The sequence below is a fragment of the Aeromonas sp. 602200 genome, from assembly GCF_049173895.1.
Taxonomy (GTDB): domain Bacteria; phylum Pseudomonadota; class Gammaproteobacteria; order Enterobacterales; family Aeromonadaceae; genus Aeromonas; species Aeromonas veronii_A.
Genome location: NZ_JAAKSL010000007.1, coordinates 112,434 through 129,331 on the forward strand (window position 1 = coordinate 112,434; position 16,898 = coordinate 129,331).

9 protein-coding genes, 1 tRNA gene and 2 pseudogenes are annotated in these 16,898 nt (G+C 45.5%); 10 read left to right on the top strand and 2 right to left on the bottom strand.

Annotated features, from left to right (window positions below; genetic code table 11):
* Window positions 1-93: 93 nt before the first annotated feature.
* The 8 genes from G5221_RS10745 (at window position 94) to G5221_RS10780 (ending at window position 8,512) form a co-directional block, all read left to right on the top strand.
* Window positions 94-181 (top strand) — tRNA-Ser (locus G5221_RS10745).
* An 84-nt stretch (window positions 182-265) separates the two neighbouring features.
* Window positions 266-1,540 carry a site-specific integrase gene (locus tag G5221_RS10750; protein ID WP_232489846.1) on the top strand — a complete coding sequence of 425 codons (1,275 nt, stop codon included), beginning with the start codon at window positions 266-268 and terminating at the stop codon, window positions 1,538-1,540.
* 257 nt (window positions 1,541-1,797) lie between these two features.
* The gene (locus G5221_RS10755) at window positions 1,798-2,361 is read left to right on the top strand and encodes a tyrosine-type recombinase/integrase (RefSeq protein ID WP_421263220.1); all 564 of its coding nucleotides are present in this window, start codon (window positions 1,798-1,800) and stop codon (window positions 2,359-2,361) included.
* A 5-nt stretch (window positions 2,362-2,366) separates the two neighbouring features.
* Window positions 2,367-2,795: a tyrosine-type recombinase/integrase gene (locus tag G5221_RS10760; protein ID WP_421263221.1), complete on the top strand. Its 429-nt coding sequence runs from the start codon at window positions 2,367-2,369 to the stop codon at window positions 2,793-2,795.
* Between the two features lie 447 nt (window positions 2,796-3,242).
* Complete coding sequence (locus tag G5221_RS10765) at window positions 3,243-3,941, top strand: plasmid mobilization protein (RefSeq protein WP_421263222.1); 699 nt, start codon at window positions 3,243-3,245, stop codon at window positions 3,939-3,941.
* Complete coding sequence (locus tag G5221_RS10770; RefSeq protein ID WP_421263223.1) at window positions 3,932-5,641, top strand: hypothetical protein; 1,710 nt, start codon at window positions 3,932-3,934, stop codon at window positions 5,639-5,641. The genes G5221_RS10765 and G5221_RS10770 overlap by 10 nt, the downstream gene beginning before the upstream one ends.
* Window positions 5,642-5,797: 156 nt before the next feature.
* Window positions 5,798-6,790 carry an AAA family ATPase gene (locus G5221_RS10775; RefSeq protein ID WP_157160602.1) on the top strand — a complete coding sequence of 331 codons (993 nt, stop codon included), beginning with the start codon at window positions 5,798-5,800 and terminating at the stop codon, window positions 6,788-6,790.
* Window positions 6,791-7,648: 858 nt separating this feature from the next.
* Entirely contained in the window at window positions 7,649-8,512 is an 864-nt protein-coding gene (locus tag G5221_RS10780) for a hypothetical protein (RefSeq protein ID WP_421263224.1), read from the top strand.
* 255 nt (window positions 8,513-8,767) lie between these two features.
* Here the strand turns inward: G5221_RS10780 and G5221_RS10785 are convergent.
* Window positions 8,768-8,953 (bottom strand): annotated as a pseudogene (locus tag G5221_RS10785) (IS481 family transposase); the annotation flags it as partial.
* Between the two features lie 55 nt (window positions 8,954-9,008).
* Window positions 9,009-9,904 (bottom strand): annotated as a pseudogene (locus tag G5221_RS10790) (IS5 family transposase).
* Between the two features lie 588 nt (window positions 9,905-10,492).
* Between G5221_RS10790 and G5221_RS10795 the strand changes: the two are divergent.
* Both G5221_RS10795 and G5221_RS10800 read left to right on the top strand, forming a co-directional pair.
* Complete coding sequence (locus G5221_RS10795; protein ID WP_421263225.1) at window positions 10,493-15,475, top strand: AAA domain-containing protein; 4,983 nt, start codon at window positions 10,493-10,495, stop codon at window positions 15,473-15,475.
* Window positions 15,472-16,893 carry a hypothetical protein gene (locus tag G5221_RS10800; protein WP_157160605.1) on the top strand — a complete coding sequence of 474 codons (1,422 nt, stop codon included), beginning with the start codon at window positions 15,472-15,474 and terminating at the stop codon, window positions 16,891-16,893. The genes G5221_RS10795 and G5221_RS10800 overlap by 4 nt, the downstream gene beginning before the upstream one ends.
* Window positions 16,894-16,898 lie beyond the last annotated feature (5 nt).

Here is a 16,898-nt window from a genome sequence, read left to right on the forward strand (position 1 = left end):
AGCCATCGTATCCCTTACATTACGCCCCGTCGCCGCGGCATGGTCCGCCAGCGAATGTGCAGCTCAAGCACATAAAGCAGTGAGAAAAAATTTGGTGAGGTGTCCGAGTGGCTGAAGGAGCACGCCTGGAAAGTGTGTATACGGCAACGTATCGAGGGTTCGAATCCCTCCCTCACCGCCAAATATAACCCGTTGAATTTCAACGGGTTTTTTTCATTTCTAGACTTACGTGATTTTTTTCCTGGATCAACTGGGTGGAACAATCATGTATCTGAGTAAAAATGCCTCCGGCACCTACTACACTCGTCTCCCGCTGCCTAAGTCACTACGTGACCGTGGCTTGCCCTTCGCTATCCGTACTTCCCTTTGCACCAAAGATAGGCAGCTCGCCGTAGACCGCAACCTAGCAGTGGCAGCTCGTACTCGTGCACTAATCGCGGCTACCCCTGCCGATACTACACCCCGCAGTTTCTATCGCTGGATCCGCGCCGATCTAGACGCTTTCAAAGCTGCGGGATTTGCTGCATCTCTTACGCCCTCCCAATCCATTGCTTCCCCCATCGAGTCCTCGACTTGCCCCGCCAAGGGGATTGCCCTTACCCAGGCGTTGACACAGTTTCTCGACGCCAAATCGAGTGAGGGGATCCAACATAAATCCGTGGGCCAGCTCCAACTTCGGATCAACGCCTTCGTCACTTGGGCCAAAGGGGTCAAAGCCGATCAGGTGACCCCAACCTTGGCGCAGGAGTACCGCAACATCTTGCTGCGCAAGAGCGACATCAGTTTCAAAACTAAGACCGATTATCTGGCAGCCCTGAAACAGTTCTTCCGTTGGTGCGTGGCACTGGACTATTGCAGTCGTAACCCTTTCGATGGGCTGACGGCTGGTAAAAGACCGAACAAACGGGCGGATGAAGAGCGAGTGCGCTGGCATCGCCCTCAACTGGCCCAACTGTTTGCCAGCCTGCGCAGCAAACAATCCCAGAAAGGCAGAAAGTTGAAAATCCAGGACTGGTGGGTACCGCTCTTGTGCCTGTACGCAGGGCTGCGTCCCTCTGAGGCCTGTCAGCTCAAAACTCTGAACGTCAAACAGGTCGAGGGGATTTGGTGTCTGATGGTTGATGCGGGAGAGGTGGATCAGCAGCTCAAGAGTGCCAATGCGTACCGTACCGTGCCGCTACATAGTGCGTTGATCGGACATCAATTCCTGGACTATGTGGAGAGTCGTCGCGGTCAGGGGCAGGTATTTTTGTTCGACGACAAACCATCAGGCAAAGACGACGACTGGGCGCATAACATCACCTGTCGCTTCCAACGCCACCTCAATGATGCTGGCATCGTAGGTCAGGGCCGTCCCACGCTTTACGGGCTGCGGCATAGCTTCATCGATGAGTTACAGCAGGCGGACGTTGCTGAGCATATTGTGGCTGAGTTGGCGGGACATAGTAAAACAGGGATCACTTTTGGCCGCTATGGTAAACGGGTAAGCGTCTCTCTTTTGAAAGAAAAGATAGAGTTGATTCCCAGAGACTTAGTATAAGTGTCAATCCAGTACCGTCTGGTGAGCTTTTGCTGTAGTGCTCATAGACGTATAAGCCCCAAACTCAATGCTCACTTATCTGATAGGTGGGATCAGTCGCGCTCTACAACAGGGAAATTCAACCAGAAATCGTGTCCTGTTTGGCTCAGATGTTGTGGTGGAACGATATTATTTAAAAAACCAAATAATTTTCTTGACTTGCAATTTCGTTTGTGCATCAAAAATCTGTTGACTTATTTTTTTAATGCTCATAACCTATGCGCAAATCAACTGGATTAGAGCCGATGAACAATGATAAAAACTCACAGGCCAAAGATTTAAATAAGACTCTTGGACTGGCAATAAATGAAAATCTGAAATTTAAAGAAGCCCGCTATGCTGAATCGACCATTGGACCATATCGCCGCAAGAGCAAGCAGCTTGTAACTTGGTTCGGTAAGAAAAAGTTGATCGACTTTAGCTCTACAGACATAGAGATGATGGTCGTAAAACTTTTAAAGAAATATAATGGCTGTACAGTTAATCACTACCTGGAAATTCTGCGCAGTGTATTTGTTAGGGCGAAACTCGACGGTTTAATTCCATCTAATCCGATGGAAAACATAAAGAAATGTAAATTTATCAGAAAGAAGCCGAAACCATTCTTGCAGTCTGAGATTGCACTATTGCTACAACAGAATAAGCAGGAAAACTATCAAATTGAAACTGCATTGATACAGGTAGGGATAGCAACTGGTTTACGAATTAGTGAACTGCTCGCCTTAAGTGCTGAAGTGGTTGACCTCGAAAAAAAGATGCTGACCATAATCTGGCTTTGGTAAATGGTGTGTATAAAACCCCTAAAAATGAGGGGTCTAGACGAACAATAGAATTGACAGCGCAGGCAATAGAACCGCTAACTCTGCTGCTAGAACAAGCCAAGAATAGAAAGGCAAAAAATATAAAAGTCACGCAGAATGATAATCGAACTAAATTAATCGAATCTCGGACATTGTTAGCCTATTTTTGTGCAAAGCGGCGTCCTTACGCCTCAGTCGATGAATACAGAGAAAAATTCTTTAAACCGTACTGTATCTCTCTTGGCGTTGATTATCGCGGGCCATCGCAATTCCGTCATACATTTGCCAGTCAACTATTGTCTGCCGGAATAAATGTACCATGGATTGCACGGCAGATGGGGCATGCTGGTACTGAAATGATTCAGCGCTGTTATGGCCAATGGTTAGTCGAGGATGCAGTCGATTTTGGAGCATAGGCAGGAGCGGTTTTGCAACGGTGCTTACATTCGAATGCTGTAGATACGGTAGAGCAGTCTGCTGCGCCATCTGCCACATTGTACAGAAATTGGAATGAGTTGATGACCATGCCAGAGATGCAATCGATAATACCATTAATCGAAATGCTCCTTAAAAAGAAGTGAATTACGATCGCATAAATTAAAGAGAGTTATCGGGTTAATATGATCTAAGTGTGTACGGTATCGTTGCAGCTAAAAACTATCGTTGACGCTACTATCTAATCAGGCAGTTTATTGCTTTTAATAAAAAGAGCAAGGTCACTCCTACACCGTACAAATTGCGTTCCGCAATGTACGGTGTACGGAGCCTTGCCATGGCTGTCGCCCTGGACCTACCTGGGCTGCCGCCCAGACCCGCTAAATCAATATATAAATTAGAGCTGTTTAGCAGCCAGGAGACAATACGTGGGAAAAGAAAATAAAAAATTAAGGAATAGAAAAAATAACACTTTACGTGAGGAGCTGACAAGAGATCCTGATCTCATGCTGCTCATTGAAAGGGCCGTTATCAGGTGCATCAATGACGATGTTGCTGTCACTATTAACGGTATAGCTAGAGATGTAAATATGGATACAGACATCGTTCGACAAATGTTGCCGAGTTTTACAGAGATCCGGGATCATCGAATCGAGCTACGCTGCACATATGAGGAAAAACGTCGTTGGGAGAAAAAGGCTAAAAATGCAAAAGTCACTGTATCGAGGTTAGCATCTCAATCTCTCACAAAATTGAAAATCGTCATTTCTCCAGCAGAAACATTACGCGACACAATAAATAATCTCATTGCGCAACAGACCGGGTTTTATAACAATTTCAATCAGCTGGTAAAATGGTGTAACTCCCATAAGGGCGATGTAAATCTACTTTTTATTTTATGCGAACTCAGGGAACTAGAAAAACAACATAAAGAGCAGGTTGATAAAATTAACGAGATGTTATCACCACAATTAACACAGCCATCTCGGGTTATACGCCATGGCAAACCCGATACTGCGACCCCAGACACTACATGGTCACACTCAGGTGAGGATGACGAGGATGCAGTGGAGGTAAATCCAGCATTAATCGAGAGTGAGTATGAGGAGCATGAGCTATGGCGGTGATTAGATTTTTTGCAACCAATGGGCATCGCCAGACTAAATCCAGCGCCCCAATAGATTACCTACTGGGTATCTACAGCGCTCTGACTCCGCAACAAAAAAATAAGCGTAGTACAATCGCTGATGCGATTAGGGTTGCTCGTGATAAAAATGACGCTCCATTGGTTCATCGGTTGAACCAACAACTGAGACTGATCCATGGTGTACAACGGACTCCACCACCTGAGCTGTTGGCTGGAAATCCACGAGACATCGCTTATGCAATCGAGATATCGCCACATAAATATAAATACACCAGCGGTGTCATTGCACATGCAATTGAGGACAACCAGGCGCTGAGCTCCAATCCTGATATTGCTCAGGAATTTCGTGCATTGATGGAGGAGCTGGTTTTTGCTGGATTACCCATAGAGGACAGGATGATCTTGTGGGTACAACATACGCATGAACAAAATCTGGAGAATCATTTCTTAATCCCACGGATTAATCTTCGCACTGGAAAATATTTCAACCCTCACCCACCAGGTGCGGAAGGAGATTTTAATGCGATCCGCGATTACCTCAACCTGAAACATAACCTCGCACGTCCAGATGATCCGCAACGCCAGAGGCTGACAGGAACAATACCACGGTACAGTAAAAATGCGGACTTGATTGCAGCGTTATCTGATGCGGTGCAGTTACGGGTAACTCAGGGTCAGTTATGTAACCGACAAGCTGTGATTGATTGGCTGGAGCAACCTCAGACTCGACAAATGTATGGTATTAGCGAAGTCGAGGCTAAGAAGGGTTACATCCGGATTGTGCCAGAGGGAAAGATCAAGGCTTTTCGGCTGAAAGGACCTTTATTTAGCCGTGCGTTTACCAGTATTGATGCGGTGAGACCGACGTTGACGATAACAACGCCTCCACAACCGTCGTTGGATGCACTCTGGCAGCAGATTGAGGAGCGGATAGCCAAACGTCGGGCCTTCAATCAGAGCCGCTATAACGTCACTGAGACGCTGCACCCAATGCCCTCTCCGAGGCCTGCGAGACGACCGACAGGTATGGCCGCAGTGATAACCCAGAGACATCGCAAACAGCCAACAAATGCGCTTTTTTGGCAACAGCAGATGCAGCTATATGCAGGTTACACACTGACCCCAATTAACCCTGAAGGAACCCTAACAGTAGACACCGAAAAGGCATTAATTCAACTGCTGATGAAAATTTTGAGCGCTATTTTAGCATTACTAGGAGTTAATCATGAATTTAGAGAAACAATTATTAGAGTTGCTCAGTTTTATCAACACCGAGCAGACGAGCTCGATAGCAACACTCAGGGAGCAGGTTCAATCGCAGCATGTCACACAGCAGCAGATAATGAACGACCATCAGGTCTTGCTGACCATGTTGCAGCATTTGAACACGCATACCAGCGACAGCAACGTCTCTGCCGAGAACTCCATTCATCAGATGAGCGTTTCGCTCGAACAGTTGCAGGAGCAGGTTCAGATCTTGAGCGGCTCCGTAGAGAGTACGCAGAGGTCGGTGAGATTGCTACTCGAGGTCTTAGAATCATAATGGATAACCCTATATTAGCAGCCAAAAAAATTGCAAGTTTCAGGATGAGGCCTGGAGCGTATGCATTAACATCTCAGCACGAGCACACTGGCCAGAGGACTGCACGTCATGAAATGGATTCAGATCTTTCTTTGTAAAATGTTCTGAATGACGTTTGTTTTTTATATTTTCTGAACATCATCAATAATAGATTGTTTGCAATTTTTGTTTTTATAAAAAGCAATAATGAATATCTACCATTGATATATAAAAACAACAAATAATAATAACCTTTTTTGGGGGGGAGAGTCTGTATGCTCGAGAATAAAATGCTAGCTTGGGGGGTTAGTGAGGGTCGGATTGCCAGTGAGCAAAAACCGATTTGGTTGTTGGACGAACTGATTGAGCAGGGTGATCAGTGGATCATCAATGGTGCCCCAAAATCAGGCAAATCGCTGCTCGCAACGCAGCTCGCATTGGCCATCGCCAGTGGAGGACAGTTCCTCAACTGGCAGAATCAAACTCCAGCACGAGTGTTGTATATGGATTTTGAGCTAAAAGATCGGTTGTTTTGGAAACGCTTTTTAACCATGACAGCACATAATAATGTGACTGACCAAACAATTGAGCGGAATTTTTTCCGGTGTGGTGATTTCCAGACAACGGATGTATTGGATCCTGTAGAGGCGAAAAAAATGATCTCCATCGTGAATGAGATCCAGCCTGACCTGATTATTTGGGATGTACTAGCCAGGATGCATACGGCGGCGGAAAATGATAATAGCATGATGGGCCAGGTGATGCGGTCCATCAGAAAAATAAGTCGACCCGCAGCCCACATTGTTGTGCATCATGCCAGAAAATCTTCACCAGGAGCTGAGAACTATAATGCTGGCGCTGCTGGTATCAGGGGGGCATCATCCATTCATGGTGAGGCTGATGGGGTTATGTCACTAGCATTGCGGGATGGGCAGGGGGCTAGATTCAGTCTCAGATTTAGTTCGAGAGCGGTTGAAACTCCTGATGAAATTTTATTAAACAGAACAGAACATCTGATATTCGTCAGCGCGAATGATAGTGATAAAAATACATTATTAACTTCCCTGAAAAAAGCTCTGAGTGGGCATACCTCAGTATCAGCATCCGAGTTAGTGAACTCCTTTTGTGCGGAATTTTCCATACAGGAACGGCAGGCAAAAAACTATATCAGAAAATGCGTCGCAAATGCTTGGGTTCGGCGGGAGAGGAGGCCGGATAAAACGTATGAGTATATCGCCACAGATTTACTCACTGATGTGTCAGCCTAAACACACAATATCTACCACCTGGATGCAAGAGTGCAATGAACCTCTATCTATAAATAGATTGCATCCAGAATTACCCCCCTTACATATCCCCCTTTCATGCACAAGAGCAACTAGTGCTTATTTTAGACATTTCATTTTAAGTGCATTATGATTCTGAAATAAACAATTGAGCCTTTGTTTTCAAAATAAAATATGTATCACATTGAAGACAACTAGAACATGTCATTCAAGCATTGATGTCATGCTATATGCAGGAATTCGTCTGTTTTATGTTCTGTTTAAACTTCATATCCATTAAATCGAGTGGCAAGAATGTTTTTATTTATATTGCTCTTCGAGCATATTATCCACATGTAATGACTACCGCATTAACGATATTTACCATCCCAACCACAGCCATTCTGTTTATGGGCATGTTATCGGTCAAATATCGTGCAACTAACACCAAAAAAGAGCAAAAAACAACCAGGCGCGAAATTTGTACAATTATTTTTTCAATAAAAAACTCCTTAAAAATCAATCTAATAACCTTTATTTGCGCCTTGACAGATGGCAATCTCTCGGTTTACTGTGAGCGCATCCTGAGCAGCCCAATGACCACACTAGCAGTATGGAGTTACTATGCGAGTGAATATCGAAATTACCAAGTTCAATGATATAGGTAGAATCAGATTATTGAATATGAGTTTTTGGATTTATAAGTCACAGCTATGAACACTAACAACCATTAAAATAATTCCAACTAGAGAACTTTAAGCAATTTTCATTCTTGTATTTTTTAAAATTATCCTTTGTGGAATCATTATGGACATGACATACAAATTACCTCATCCAGTACGCTTATGCTGCACAGAATTGATGGAATTAGAGATCGAAAAGCAGGATGAATTCTTTGATTTTATATTTTCTTATCTAGACCTTGAGTCTAGTAGCATGGGGTATTTGACATCGATACTTAAAAATGCAGCACCTAATATTTTTGAGTATTATGTATCACAAGGACTTACTGAGCATAATGCTGACATGGCAGTTACTACAATGTTAGTTCCTTACAAATTTAGAAAGCTCAATGGAAATATATTGACAACATCAAATGAAATAGACTTTCTTTTAGAAAAAACAGATATAGGTAATGAAATTCCTATATCTTATGTACGCCCTCCGTTTAAATGCTGCTATATAGAATTCACTGAGGATAGGCTCTCATCTCTGAGAGTTTATAATGAAGAATCTGGCGAGCACATTCTGGAAGGTGTATACCTATCTGAAGTTGAAATATTTCCTGGCTCGCTACAAATGGCAAGCTATGAAAAGAGTGAGCATTTCTTAAACTTATTTTCAAAATCGTTTAATAAGAATGAGTCATTCAGGATTATCGATATTATGTTTACCGGTTCACCTGTAGGTAAAAGGAATAATGCTGATGATGCTCTGAGAGTTCAGGCTTTTTACGTTTTTGATGATAAACTAACAATCAAAGATGAACTCGGTTTAATTATTGAGCGCTTTGGTTCGGATGATGATTTTTGTAATGATGTAAATTATTTATCCACAATTTTAGAACACATGGCAAAAGTTTTACTATTTACCAACTGTAAGCAGTATCGAGATACCGCATTCAATGAGCGAGAGGAATTAGAAAAAAAGATCAATTCTATAAAAAAACCCGGGAAATTAAAAAATATAGTAATAAACTTAGGCGTACATACAATAGACTTGTAATTAAACCGCAAGATAATATCGTGTATACTAGCGATGTTAATAATAAACATAGCGATGGACACAATCCTAAACGAGCTCATTGGCGTAAAGGACATTTCCGTATGCAACCATATGGACCTGGTGCAACTAGTCGGAAAATTATATTTATTGAGCCGACAGTTGTTGGTGGAGTTTTTGCTGAAAAAAATCATATAATGTTCGTGAAAAGTAATCCCCTAAATTTGGTTGTTATATGGGGTAATTCGAAGCCTGAATCTAGCTGTATGGTCCCGGAGTAAGGTGGTGCGGTTGAAGTTTGAATCGATCCGGTGTTTTAATCAAGGCATCAAAGATGACCCCAATAGGAGCCCTTTATCTCAGGGCTTTTAGATGCTTCGCGAAGTTGTAAGCAGTGATAAAGGCCCGCACATGGGCCTTCAATGCATCAAAGTCTGGATAGTGGCGTAGTTTCCCAAATCAACCATCAAGCCACAACTGCCCCAGCCCCAGGTGACCGTTACACTCGGGCCTTACTGACAGGCAGGCCAAGGGTATTCAATTTGTTTATGGCGCTTACAACGTCATGACTTCTCCCACTTGGCCGTTGTAGTTACGCAGACTGATTTTCCCCGCCAGCAACTGTTTGAACCGATAAATCGCTGTCTCCGCCAGCAAACGGCGGTGATACCGCGATATCTTCTTCCAGCGTGCCAGCCCTTCCTTGCGCATCACCAGAACAGCGTCATTTCTTGGATGTCCCTTTTTTCATAACCCCGAGCTGGGATACAGGCTGTCGCCCTTTTGCGCGAGATTAGCTGATGGCTGGCTTTGCTGCCATAGGCACGAGCCGCATGAACATTCCGCAGCTCGTGCCGCAGTGGATTGAGCAGAGCCGACAGCCACTCGGCATCATGAACGTTTTCCAGCGAGACCTCTCCTGCCACCGTATCCTAGGCCACCGGATCTACCGCCAGATGCCACTTGAGCGAATCTCGCCGCCGTGTTTTCTGTCCTTCAACTTGCCTTCACCAAATACCTTGAGGCCAGTTGAGTCGATAACCAAGTAGGTAATACGTCCCTTTGGGGGCTCTCGATAAGCCACCGTCACCGAGCGGGCTCGCTTGCTGACACAGCTATAGTCCGGTGCGCACAACGGTACATTCATCAACTCGAACAGGGAGTCGAGTAGTCCCTGAGTGGCCCGCAGAGTGAGGTTGAAAATCCCCTTGAGCATCAGGAAGGTGCAGATGGTCTGGTCAGTGTAAAGCTGGCTGTGCCCCGCCGCCCATGATGGCCGTGGTGAAACCAGTTGCTCATAGCCTCGGCATCAACCCAGAAGGTGAGTGAACCACGGTTAATCAAAGACTTGTTGTATGTAGGCCAGTTGGTGATGGGGTGAAGCGACTTGCCCATGATGCAGACTTAAAGGGGATGGTGGTGATCAGATCACCGCGCACTCAGTTAGTTCCATTCAGGCTGCATCGATTTGGGAAACAACGCCCCAGAAGGGAACCAGAACAGGCTCCTTTATCTATTTTAATCTCCCTTTGGCAGGGGGGAGGGAAATGTCTGCATCCTCTGGTAACCAAACAGCCAGACTCGTAGTTACTCACTAATTGATTGATCTTGACCAGATTTTTATCAATTCCCGCTTCCCATGTCTCGATCTGCGCCCCTAAGATAAGAAACGAAAATCCATTTCTCGGTGGAGCGTCCTGGGAGTTGTTAGTGACACCAAGTTAGTTAACAGCAGCGGGCTGTAACTCAGGGGCTGTAGCTTTGCCTAATGAGATATCGAAGCGAGTGGCTATCCGTTAGGCTGTGCTCATTCCTTGGTCGTCAATCGGTAGCAAATATTCGCATGATGCCGGAAGCTGGTAGTCCAAGGCAATGTGACAATAGCACGGTTACGGCGCCAAAAAACGCTCACTCGAGCGGGCTGAACGAGTAGCTTTTTAAACGTTTTCACCATTGACTCGATCTATTGGATAACAATTAATTATGGAAGTTAAACTGTGGGAAGGCGGCTTACAGTCGCAAGAAATCAAGGCGATTGAGGCGATTCAGAAGGCATTTTCGACCAAATCTATTGTTGGCCAATCGAAACCTGCCACGAGTGGTTCACTTCAAGATCAACTGCGGAGTTTAGGGGGCAAATCGATGCTCCCTTGGAAAGGCTATGCAGGCTTTAGGTTTGTTGATGCCAGAGGCAATGAAGGGGAGTTTGACCTCGTCATCGTCACTCACTGTAACGTGCTGATTGTTGAGCTTAAGGATTGGAATAACGGTGAAGTCGTATCGCGCGGAGACCGTTGGTACAAAAACGATGCCGACATGGGGCGCTCTCCCGTCAGCGTCAACCAAAATAAGTACTACTTGCTCAAGCACAAGCTTGACCGAGTCAGAAGCAAATTCAGTAATGAAGGGCGGACGCCTTTTATTCAACATCTAGTAGTAATGACTGGGAATGCGAGCTTCTCCAAAATCACTGATCATGAGAAAAATCATACCTTAAGTCTTGATGAGTTCCTTGAGTTCGCTAATGAAAGCAAATTCAACAAGTGGTTCAGGCCCAACCCTAAAGCGAAGGTGCTCAACCGTGACTTCCATGTTTTTGATGAGCTATTTCTTGGCAACAATACAGCACCGAAGCACATCCGTATTGACGGCTACAAGGCTACAGACCTGATCTTCAAACACCCCAAGGGAATCTACAAGGAGTTTCAGGCGGCATCTGAAATTTCAAAAGGTGATGAAGCACTACTGCGACTTTGGAATTTCGATAACCTTGAAGGCTCCAAAGCGAAAACTTCAGACGGTCGGTTCGATATTGTTTCTCGTGAGCGGGAAGTTCTGCAATTCATCAAACATCAGAACCACGACCTATATAAACACTGCCTTCGCTCACTGACCAGTGTTCAGAAGGATGAGGTAACGACCGAGTACTCCGAGGTCTACGAGCTCCCGCCGAATCATGTGAGATTCAACGAGTTTATCGGCAAATATGGGCCTGCATTTTCGGATCGGGACCGCGCAAACTTGATGAAGCTTTTGGTCGCCAAATTTGCCGATCTTCATCAAGTCAAAGTTGCTCACCGAGATCTTGGTGACCACAGCATCTGGATTTCACCGAGCAAAGAGGTAGCTCTCTCCAACTTCATCTCTGCATACCACAAACCGGCAGGCACCGTGGGCGACTATCGGCAGTTGCTCTCTGTCAACGATGTGTGTGTAGCAACAGTTCAAGACACTAAGCTAACCCCATTCGAAGCAGATGTTTATGCCCTAGGCATGCTGTCGTGGCACATTCTTACGTCTAAGCGCATCTCGCAAAAAAGCATCGAGGGCATCACTGATGCCTTGGAAGCTAGCGACAGTGTTTATGCTCCTGTGTTACTGAACGCACTCCAGGGAAGGGGTTTTTCTGATGCAATAGCGCTTTTTGATGCGTTGATTAACGCTGAACCAAAGAACGATACAGAAGCGGTATTCGACCAATCTGAGCTCGATCCTTATCGAAAATCGATTAACCACTCCCGGCAGTTCAGAGAGGATGATGACTTCTTAGTTGAGACTGAGGAGCGAGAGGTCTACTACTCTAACGGACAGGTCGTTAAAGCTTGGCTAAACATAGGCCTAGCTGAGGAAAATGCAGCGGTTGGCTATAAGCTACTTCACTTTTTGAAACGCATTGAAAAGCTCCAAACGTTATCGCCTTCATACATCCCTTGCATTAGAGATTTCGGCCTGGCGACCAAGTCGTCCAGCCTGTACTTGGTGATGGACCAAGCTGAAGGGTGCCATTGGAATGAACTGGAGATCGAAGAGGAAAACAAGCTTGTCGTCATTAAACAACTAATCGATTCCATAGAACATTTGCATACCCTGCACATCCCTCACGGCGACCTACACCCTGGAAACGTCATTGTAGGCAAGGAAGATGGCGGTTATGTGCTTTCGTTAATCGACACACCTGATTACTGCATTGAGTCGGCTGAAGCGCTCAATCATCAGTACAGCCCCGAAAATATTGATACCTGCACCGCGTTTGAAAGAGACAACTATGCGGTGATGAAAATGGCCTGTGAACTTTTAGGCGTACCGTGGGGCGGTTCTTCAGACAACTTCCAAGAGATTGCAACCGCCGTAGAGCAGGAGATCAAAGACCCCCTCTTTGGATTTAAGGATCTTTCTCGATTCAAGTCTGCTATCGAGGCGCCCAAAGGTGACGTGATAGAGCCCGTCAGAATCATGTTGAAGGGGGACTTCCAGTCTCTAACTATCTATCCCGATAATGGTCATCTCTATCTTCAAATTGAGCCAAGTAGAAAGGATCCGTCAGATGCTCGCGTTAGAGTGCTCGGAATAGGAGGCTACGTTGACCTGATTTTTAGCTCCAGAGATCAGGCCTTTGTTGTTGGGTTTGAACCTAGAGTTAAGTCATCGATTCGAAAGTCTGATGCTGACAACAGCCAACTGGAGTTGGATTTTCCTATAGCTATTGAGTCCGGAGGTGGGTATGACCTGTCTGGCCTATCGAAGAGACTTGAAGGCAATGAAGCGTTTTCTCTTGCGTTAGAGATTGCCCTTAAGAAAACAGAGCCTGAATCCATTGCGACGGATGAGCTGACGATCGAACTTAAGAAGGCGTTTGAACAAATTGATCAAACTACTTCTGAGGTGGCCGAACCTGAGTTAAAAATCGCGACAGAAAAACTCTGGAAAGCCATTCTGGAAACGGAAACGGAGTCATATCCTTACATTGAAGTTTCGGGTGGGGCGATAGAGGTCAAAGATACTAAAGATCAACTAATTATGCCGTACCAGGCGGATATTGATGCATTAGAGCAATTCAAGAGAACCGATGTAATAGAAGCCTTGGTGATTGACGGAGAAAAAGAGTCACCACTCGGTGAAGTTGTCTTGAAGCAATCGGCTCTAAATGAAGTTCGGTTGAGTAAGCTGAGTGCCAAGGCTCGTTTTGTTTCTGATGGTGATTTGGTTTTCTTCAGAACCAAACAAGATCGAGCCTCTTACGAGAAAAGAAAGGCGGCATTAAAGTGCCTACTCGATAAAGAGGGGGTAATTCGTGAACTTGTGACTTATTTTGATCCAACCTGTTCATTACCTGCATTAACCTACGGTATTGAAGTGACCGATGAAGATTTTGCTAGGTACGATCGCTCGGATGAGCAAGGTAATAAAATTAGTCTCAATCAGCAGCAGCGGGACGCATTTCAGAAGCTAATAAACAACGGTCCACTTTCTCTATTGCAGGGACCTCCTGGTACAGGGAAAACCGAGTTCATAGCAGCCTTTGTGCACTACCTGATCGAGAAGCAGCAAGTACAACGAGTGTTGATGGTTAGCCAGTCCCATGAAGCAGTGAACACGGCTGCGGAGAGAATCCGTAACCACTGTGCACGCTTGAAGACACCGCTCGATGTTGTTCGTTTTAGTAACCGCGAAGGTGCTGTTTCCACGGGGCTAAAAGACGTTTACGCGAGTTCCATAGTTTCCGAAAAGCGAGAGCTGTTCCGGGCAGAAGCTAGACATCGAGCCGCTGCCTTGGGACGAGCATTAGGTTTGGAGCCTGCTTATCTATCTGATTTGGTGAGTGCAGAGCTGAAGCTATTTAGACAGATAGATCACTTTAACTCTTCTATGAATTCATTGGGTGACCCAGCGCTGGAAAAGGAAGACGAGCAGCAGCTGAAAAAATCGTTAATCGAGCTCAATGAGTCGATCCGTTCAACGATGCATGAGGACTTTAAACTCCTGCTGAAAGCTGAGGATAGTCTCGAATCAGCAAAACAACGGGTGATCGACAAGCTCGACAGTGACTATGCTGTGAGGCCAGACGAGTCTTTACGGGCTAGAGCCTTGGCCAAGCTCTCCAGAGACATGCTGGATGTATTGGAAACTGATGAGGTTAACTACGATGAGTTCTTTGCGCGTTCTCGCCAACTTGTCACCGGGACATGTGTTGGTATCGGACAGCGTCACATAGGTATCCGTGATAACCAGTACGATTGGGTCATCATTGATGAGGCTGCACGATCCATTGCAAGCGAACTCGCAATTGCTATGCAAGTGGGCAAAAGAGTCCTGCTTGTGGGCGATCATCAACAGCTACCTCCGCTCTATACGACCCCGCACAAGCGTGCACTCGCACGGCGATTAGGGGTTTCCTCGGCTGAAAATGACTTGGATCTGTTGCTCCAAAGCGACTTCGCTCGCGCCTTTGAGTCGGAGTATGGAGAGCAAGTAGGGGCTACGCTATTAACCCAATATCGTATGGCTCCTGAGATTGGAAACCTTGTATCTAGCGCGTTCTACGATGGAAAACTCGAGAATGGAAATCGCTCGATTCCTGATATCTACAACGGTTTGCCAGAAGCTCTTCAGTTTCCCGTAACTTGGCTGGATACATCGGCTCTGGGGAACAGAGCACACCATCAAGACGATAAGGGTGTAAGTATCTACAACAGATGTGAAGCAGACCTAATCATCAATTTGCTCAAGCAAGTGGCAGAAGAGAAGGATTTTCTCTATGAGCTCAAAACTTGGGTAAAAGAGGAAGAACCCGCGATTGGAGTGATCTGCATGTACGGTGAACAGAAACGGCTGCTAAGGCAGAAGTTCAAAGAGGTTCAATGGGATGAGGGCTTCAAGTCACTTGTGAAGATTGACACGGTTGACAGTTATCAAGGCAAAGAAAACAGAATCATTATCTTGTCACTGACTCGATCAGACAAACACCAAAGCCCTGGATTTTTGAGGGCTCCAAATCGAATCAACGTCGCTCTTTCTAGGGCAATGGACAGGCTGCTAATAGTTGGGTCGGTGCAGATGTGGCGTGTGAACAACAAGCACCTGCCACTTGGCCGTGTTGCTAGTTTCTTGGAAGAGCAAGGTAGAGATGCAGGTTATCGTTTTGTAGATGCTCAACTGGCTAATGGGCAGGGAGGTCGCGGCAAATGAACCAGAAAGTAAATATTGCATACCATGAAGTGGACTTGCTGCTCCCTGCCCATAGATTTGATATCCGCTTTTCCTATGTGACCAAGAAGGGACTGTCGTTTGTTCGAGAGTTTGTTCTAAGACTGGTACATATCTCACCTATGAAACCGGTCGATATTGCCACCTACTTCGGTTTGTCGCGAAGGGAAGTCGATGAGGCTATCACAGACTTGGTTGAAAAGGGGGATCTCGATTTTTCGGAAAAAGGTCAGATCGAGCTGACTCCGAAAGCACGGGGGTACTTCGTTAGTTTGGGATCAACACCTCTGGTCTCGTCCCTAATGGAAAGTGGTGGCGTGTTCGCTTTCGAATTGGCGAGTTTCAACTGTGTCGGCAGAAAACGAACCAATGAAAAGCGAGCCCCTGGTTTGTGGTTGCATGTTTCAAATGAAATTGTTGCCAGCAGTGAAAAAATTGCCAAGAAAATGTTTCAGGAGAAATTCCATAAAATCCAGGAGCAGGGCTTTTGGGAGCACAAGTCCTATGAGGGCGATTCCGGGCGGCCCAGTATCTACACAATGGAATCTGTACGGAAATTGGGCCAAGAGCCATTGCGCCTGACCAGTTATTTATCCATTGATCCAGAAGGCTTCCCGGTTGAGCGAGCCGACTTTGAGGCTTTGGAAGATTCGTCTGTTGTACAAGAGCTGGTTACCGATGCGATCGCTTCCGCACGTAAGCCAGTAAACTTCAAACAAGTCGCTCAAGCGATGGTGACACTTGAGGATCAAAAAACAAGGATGCTGTTCAATGAACACTCGGTGGACATAGCGAAACTATTAGCTGCACAGCAGTCTGGCAAGATAAATGACGGTGAATGGATTCCATTCTTAGGCCCACTCTATTCGAAAGCTAACTGGGAGCTAATATCCGAATATCTCGAGATTCAGTTAGCAGAGATTAAGAAGGCAAAAACTGAGCCCTCTGATCTACTTTGGATTGCGCCATCGGATGGATTCTGGGGGCAAAGCCTACGTACGTCAGCGTGTTTCAGTGAACTGGTTGATAGATCAACCACCAAAGGCAAGAAGCCAACCAAACTCTGCAACCCGAAACTCTATCTGCCCGTACAAGATGCAACAGACCGCAGAGCTATCAGTCGCTGGAAACAGGAGTTTTCCTGTTTCGAAAAGAAAGTTCATGGGCTCGTTGAAGGATTTTTGGATGGAAATGTTGAAGCATTGATTTTGCCGGACTCCTTGGCCGTAGTTTGCTATCACATTTCTTGGCCAGAGAGGTTGCCTGCCAGCCTACCGATTGGTTTCATAACAACTGACAGGAATCGTATTAGTTTAGTTGGCAAACTGATCAAAGAATATGTTGGTGGAATGGCTTCCTTTGAGTCACCTAGGGACTTAGGGGAAATTGAGAAAATATAGATCTG

Coding starts and splice junctions, on each gene's coding strand:
- G5221_RS10750 (WP_232489846.1), top strand. CDS start 266: ATGTATCTGAGTAAAAATGCCTCCGGCACCTACTACACTCGTCTCCCG.
- G5221_RS10755 (WP_421263220.1), top strand. CDS start 1,798: ATGCGCAAATCAACTGGATTAGAGCCGATGAACAATGATAAAAACTCA.
- G5221_RS10770 (WP_421263223.1), top strand. CDS start 3,932: ATGGCGGTGATTAGATTTTTTGCAACCAATGGGCATCGCCAGACTAAA.
- G5221_RS10775 (WP_157160602.1), top strand. CDS start 5,798: ATGCTCGAGAATAAAATGCTAGCTTGGGGGGTTAGTGAGGGTCGGATT.
- G5221_RS10780 (WP_421263224.1), top strand. CDS start 7,649: ATGGAATTAGAGATCGAAAAGCAGGATGAATTCTTTGATTTTATATTT.
- G5221_RS10795 (WP_421263225.1), top strand. CDS start 10,493: ATGGAAGTTAAACTGTGGGAAGGCGGCTTACAGTCGCAAGAAATCAAG.
- G5221_RS10800 (WP_157160605.1), top strand. CDS start 15,472: ATGAACCAGAAAGTAAATATTGCATACCATGAAGTGGACTTGCTGCTC.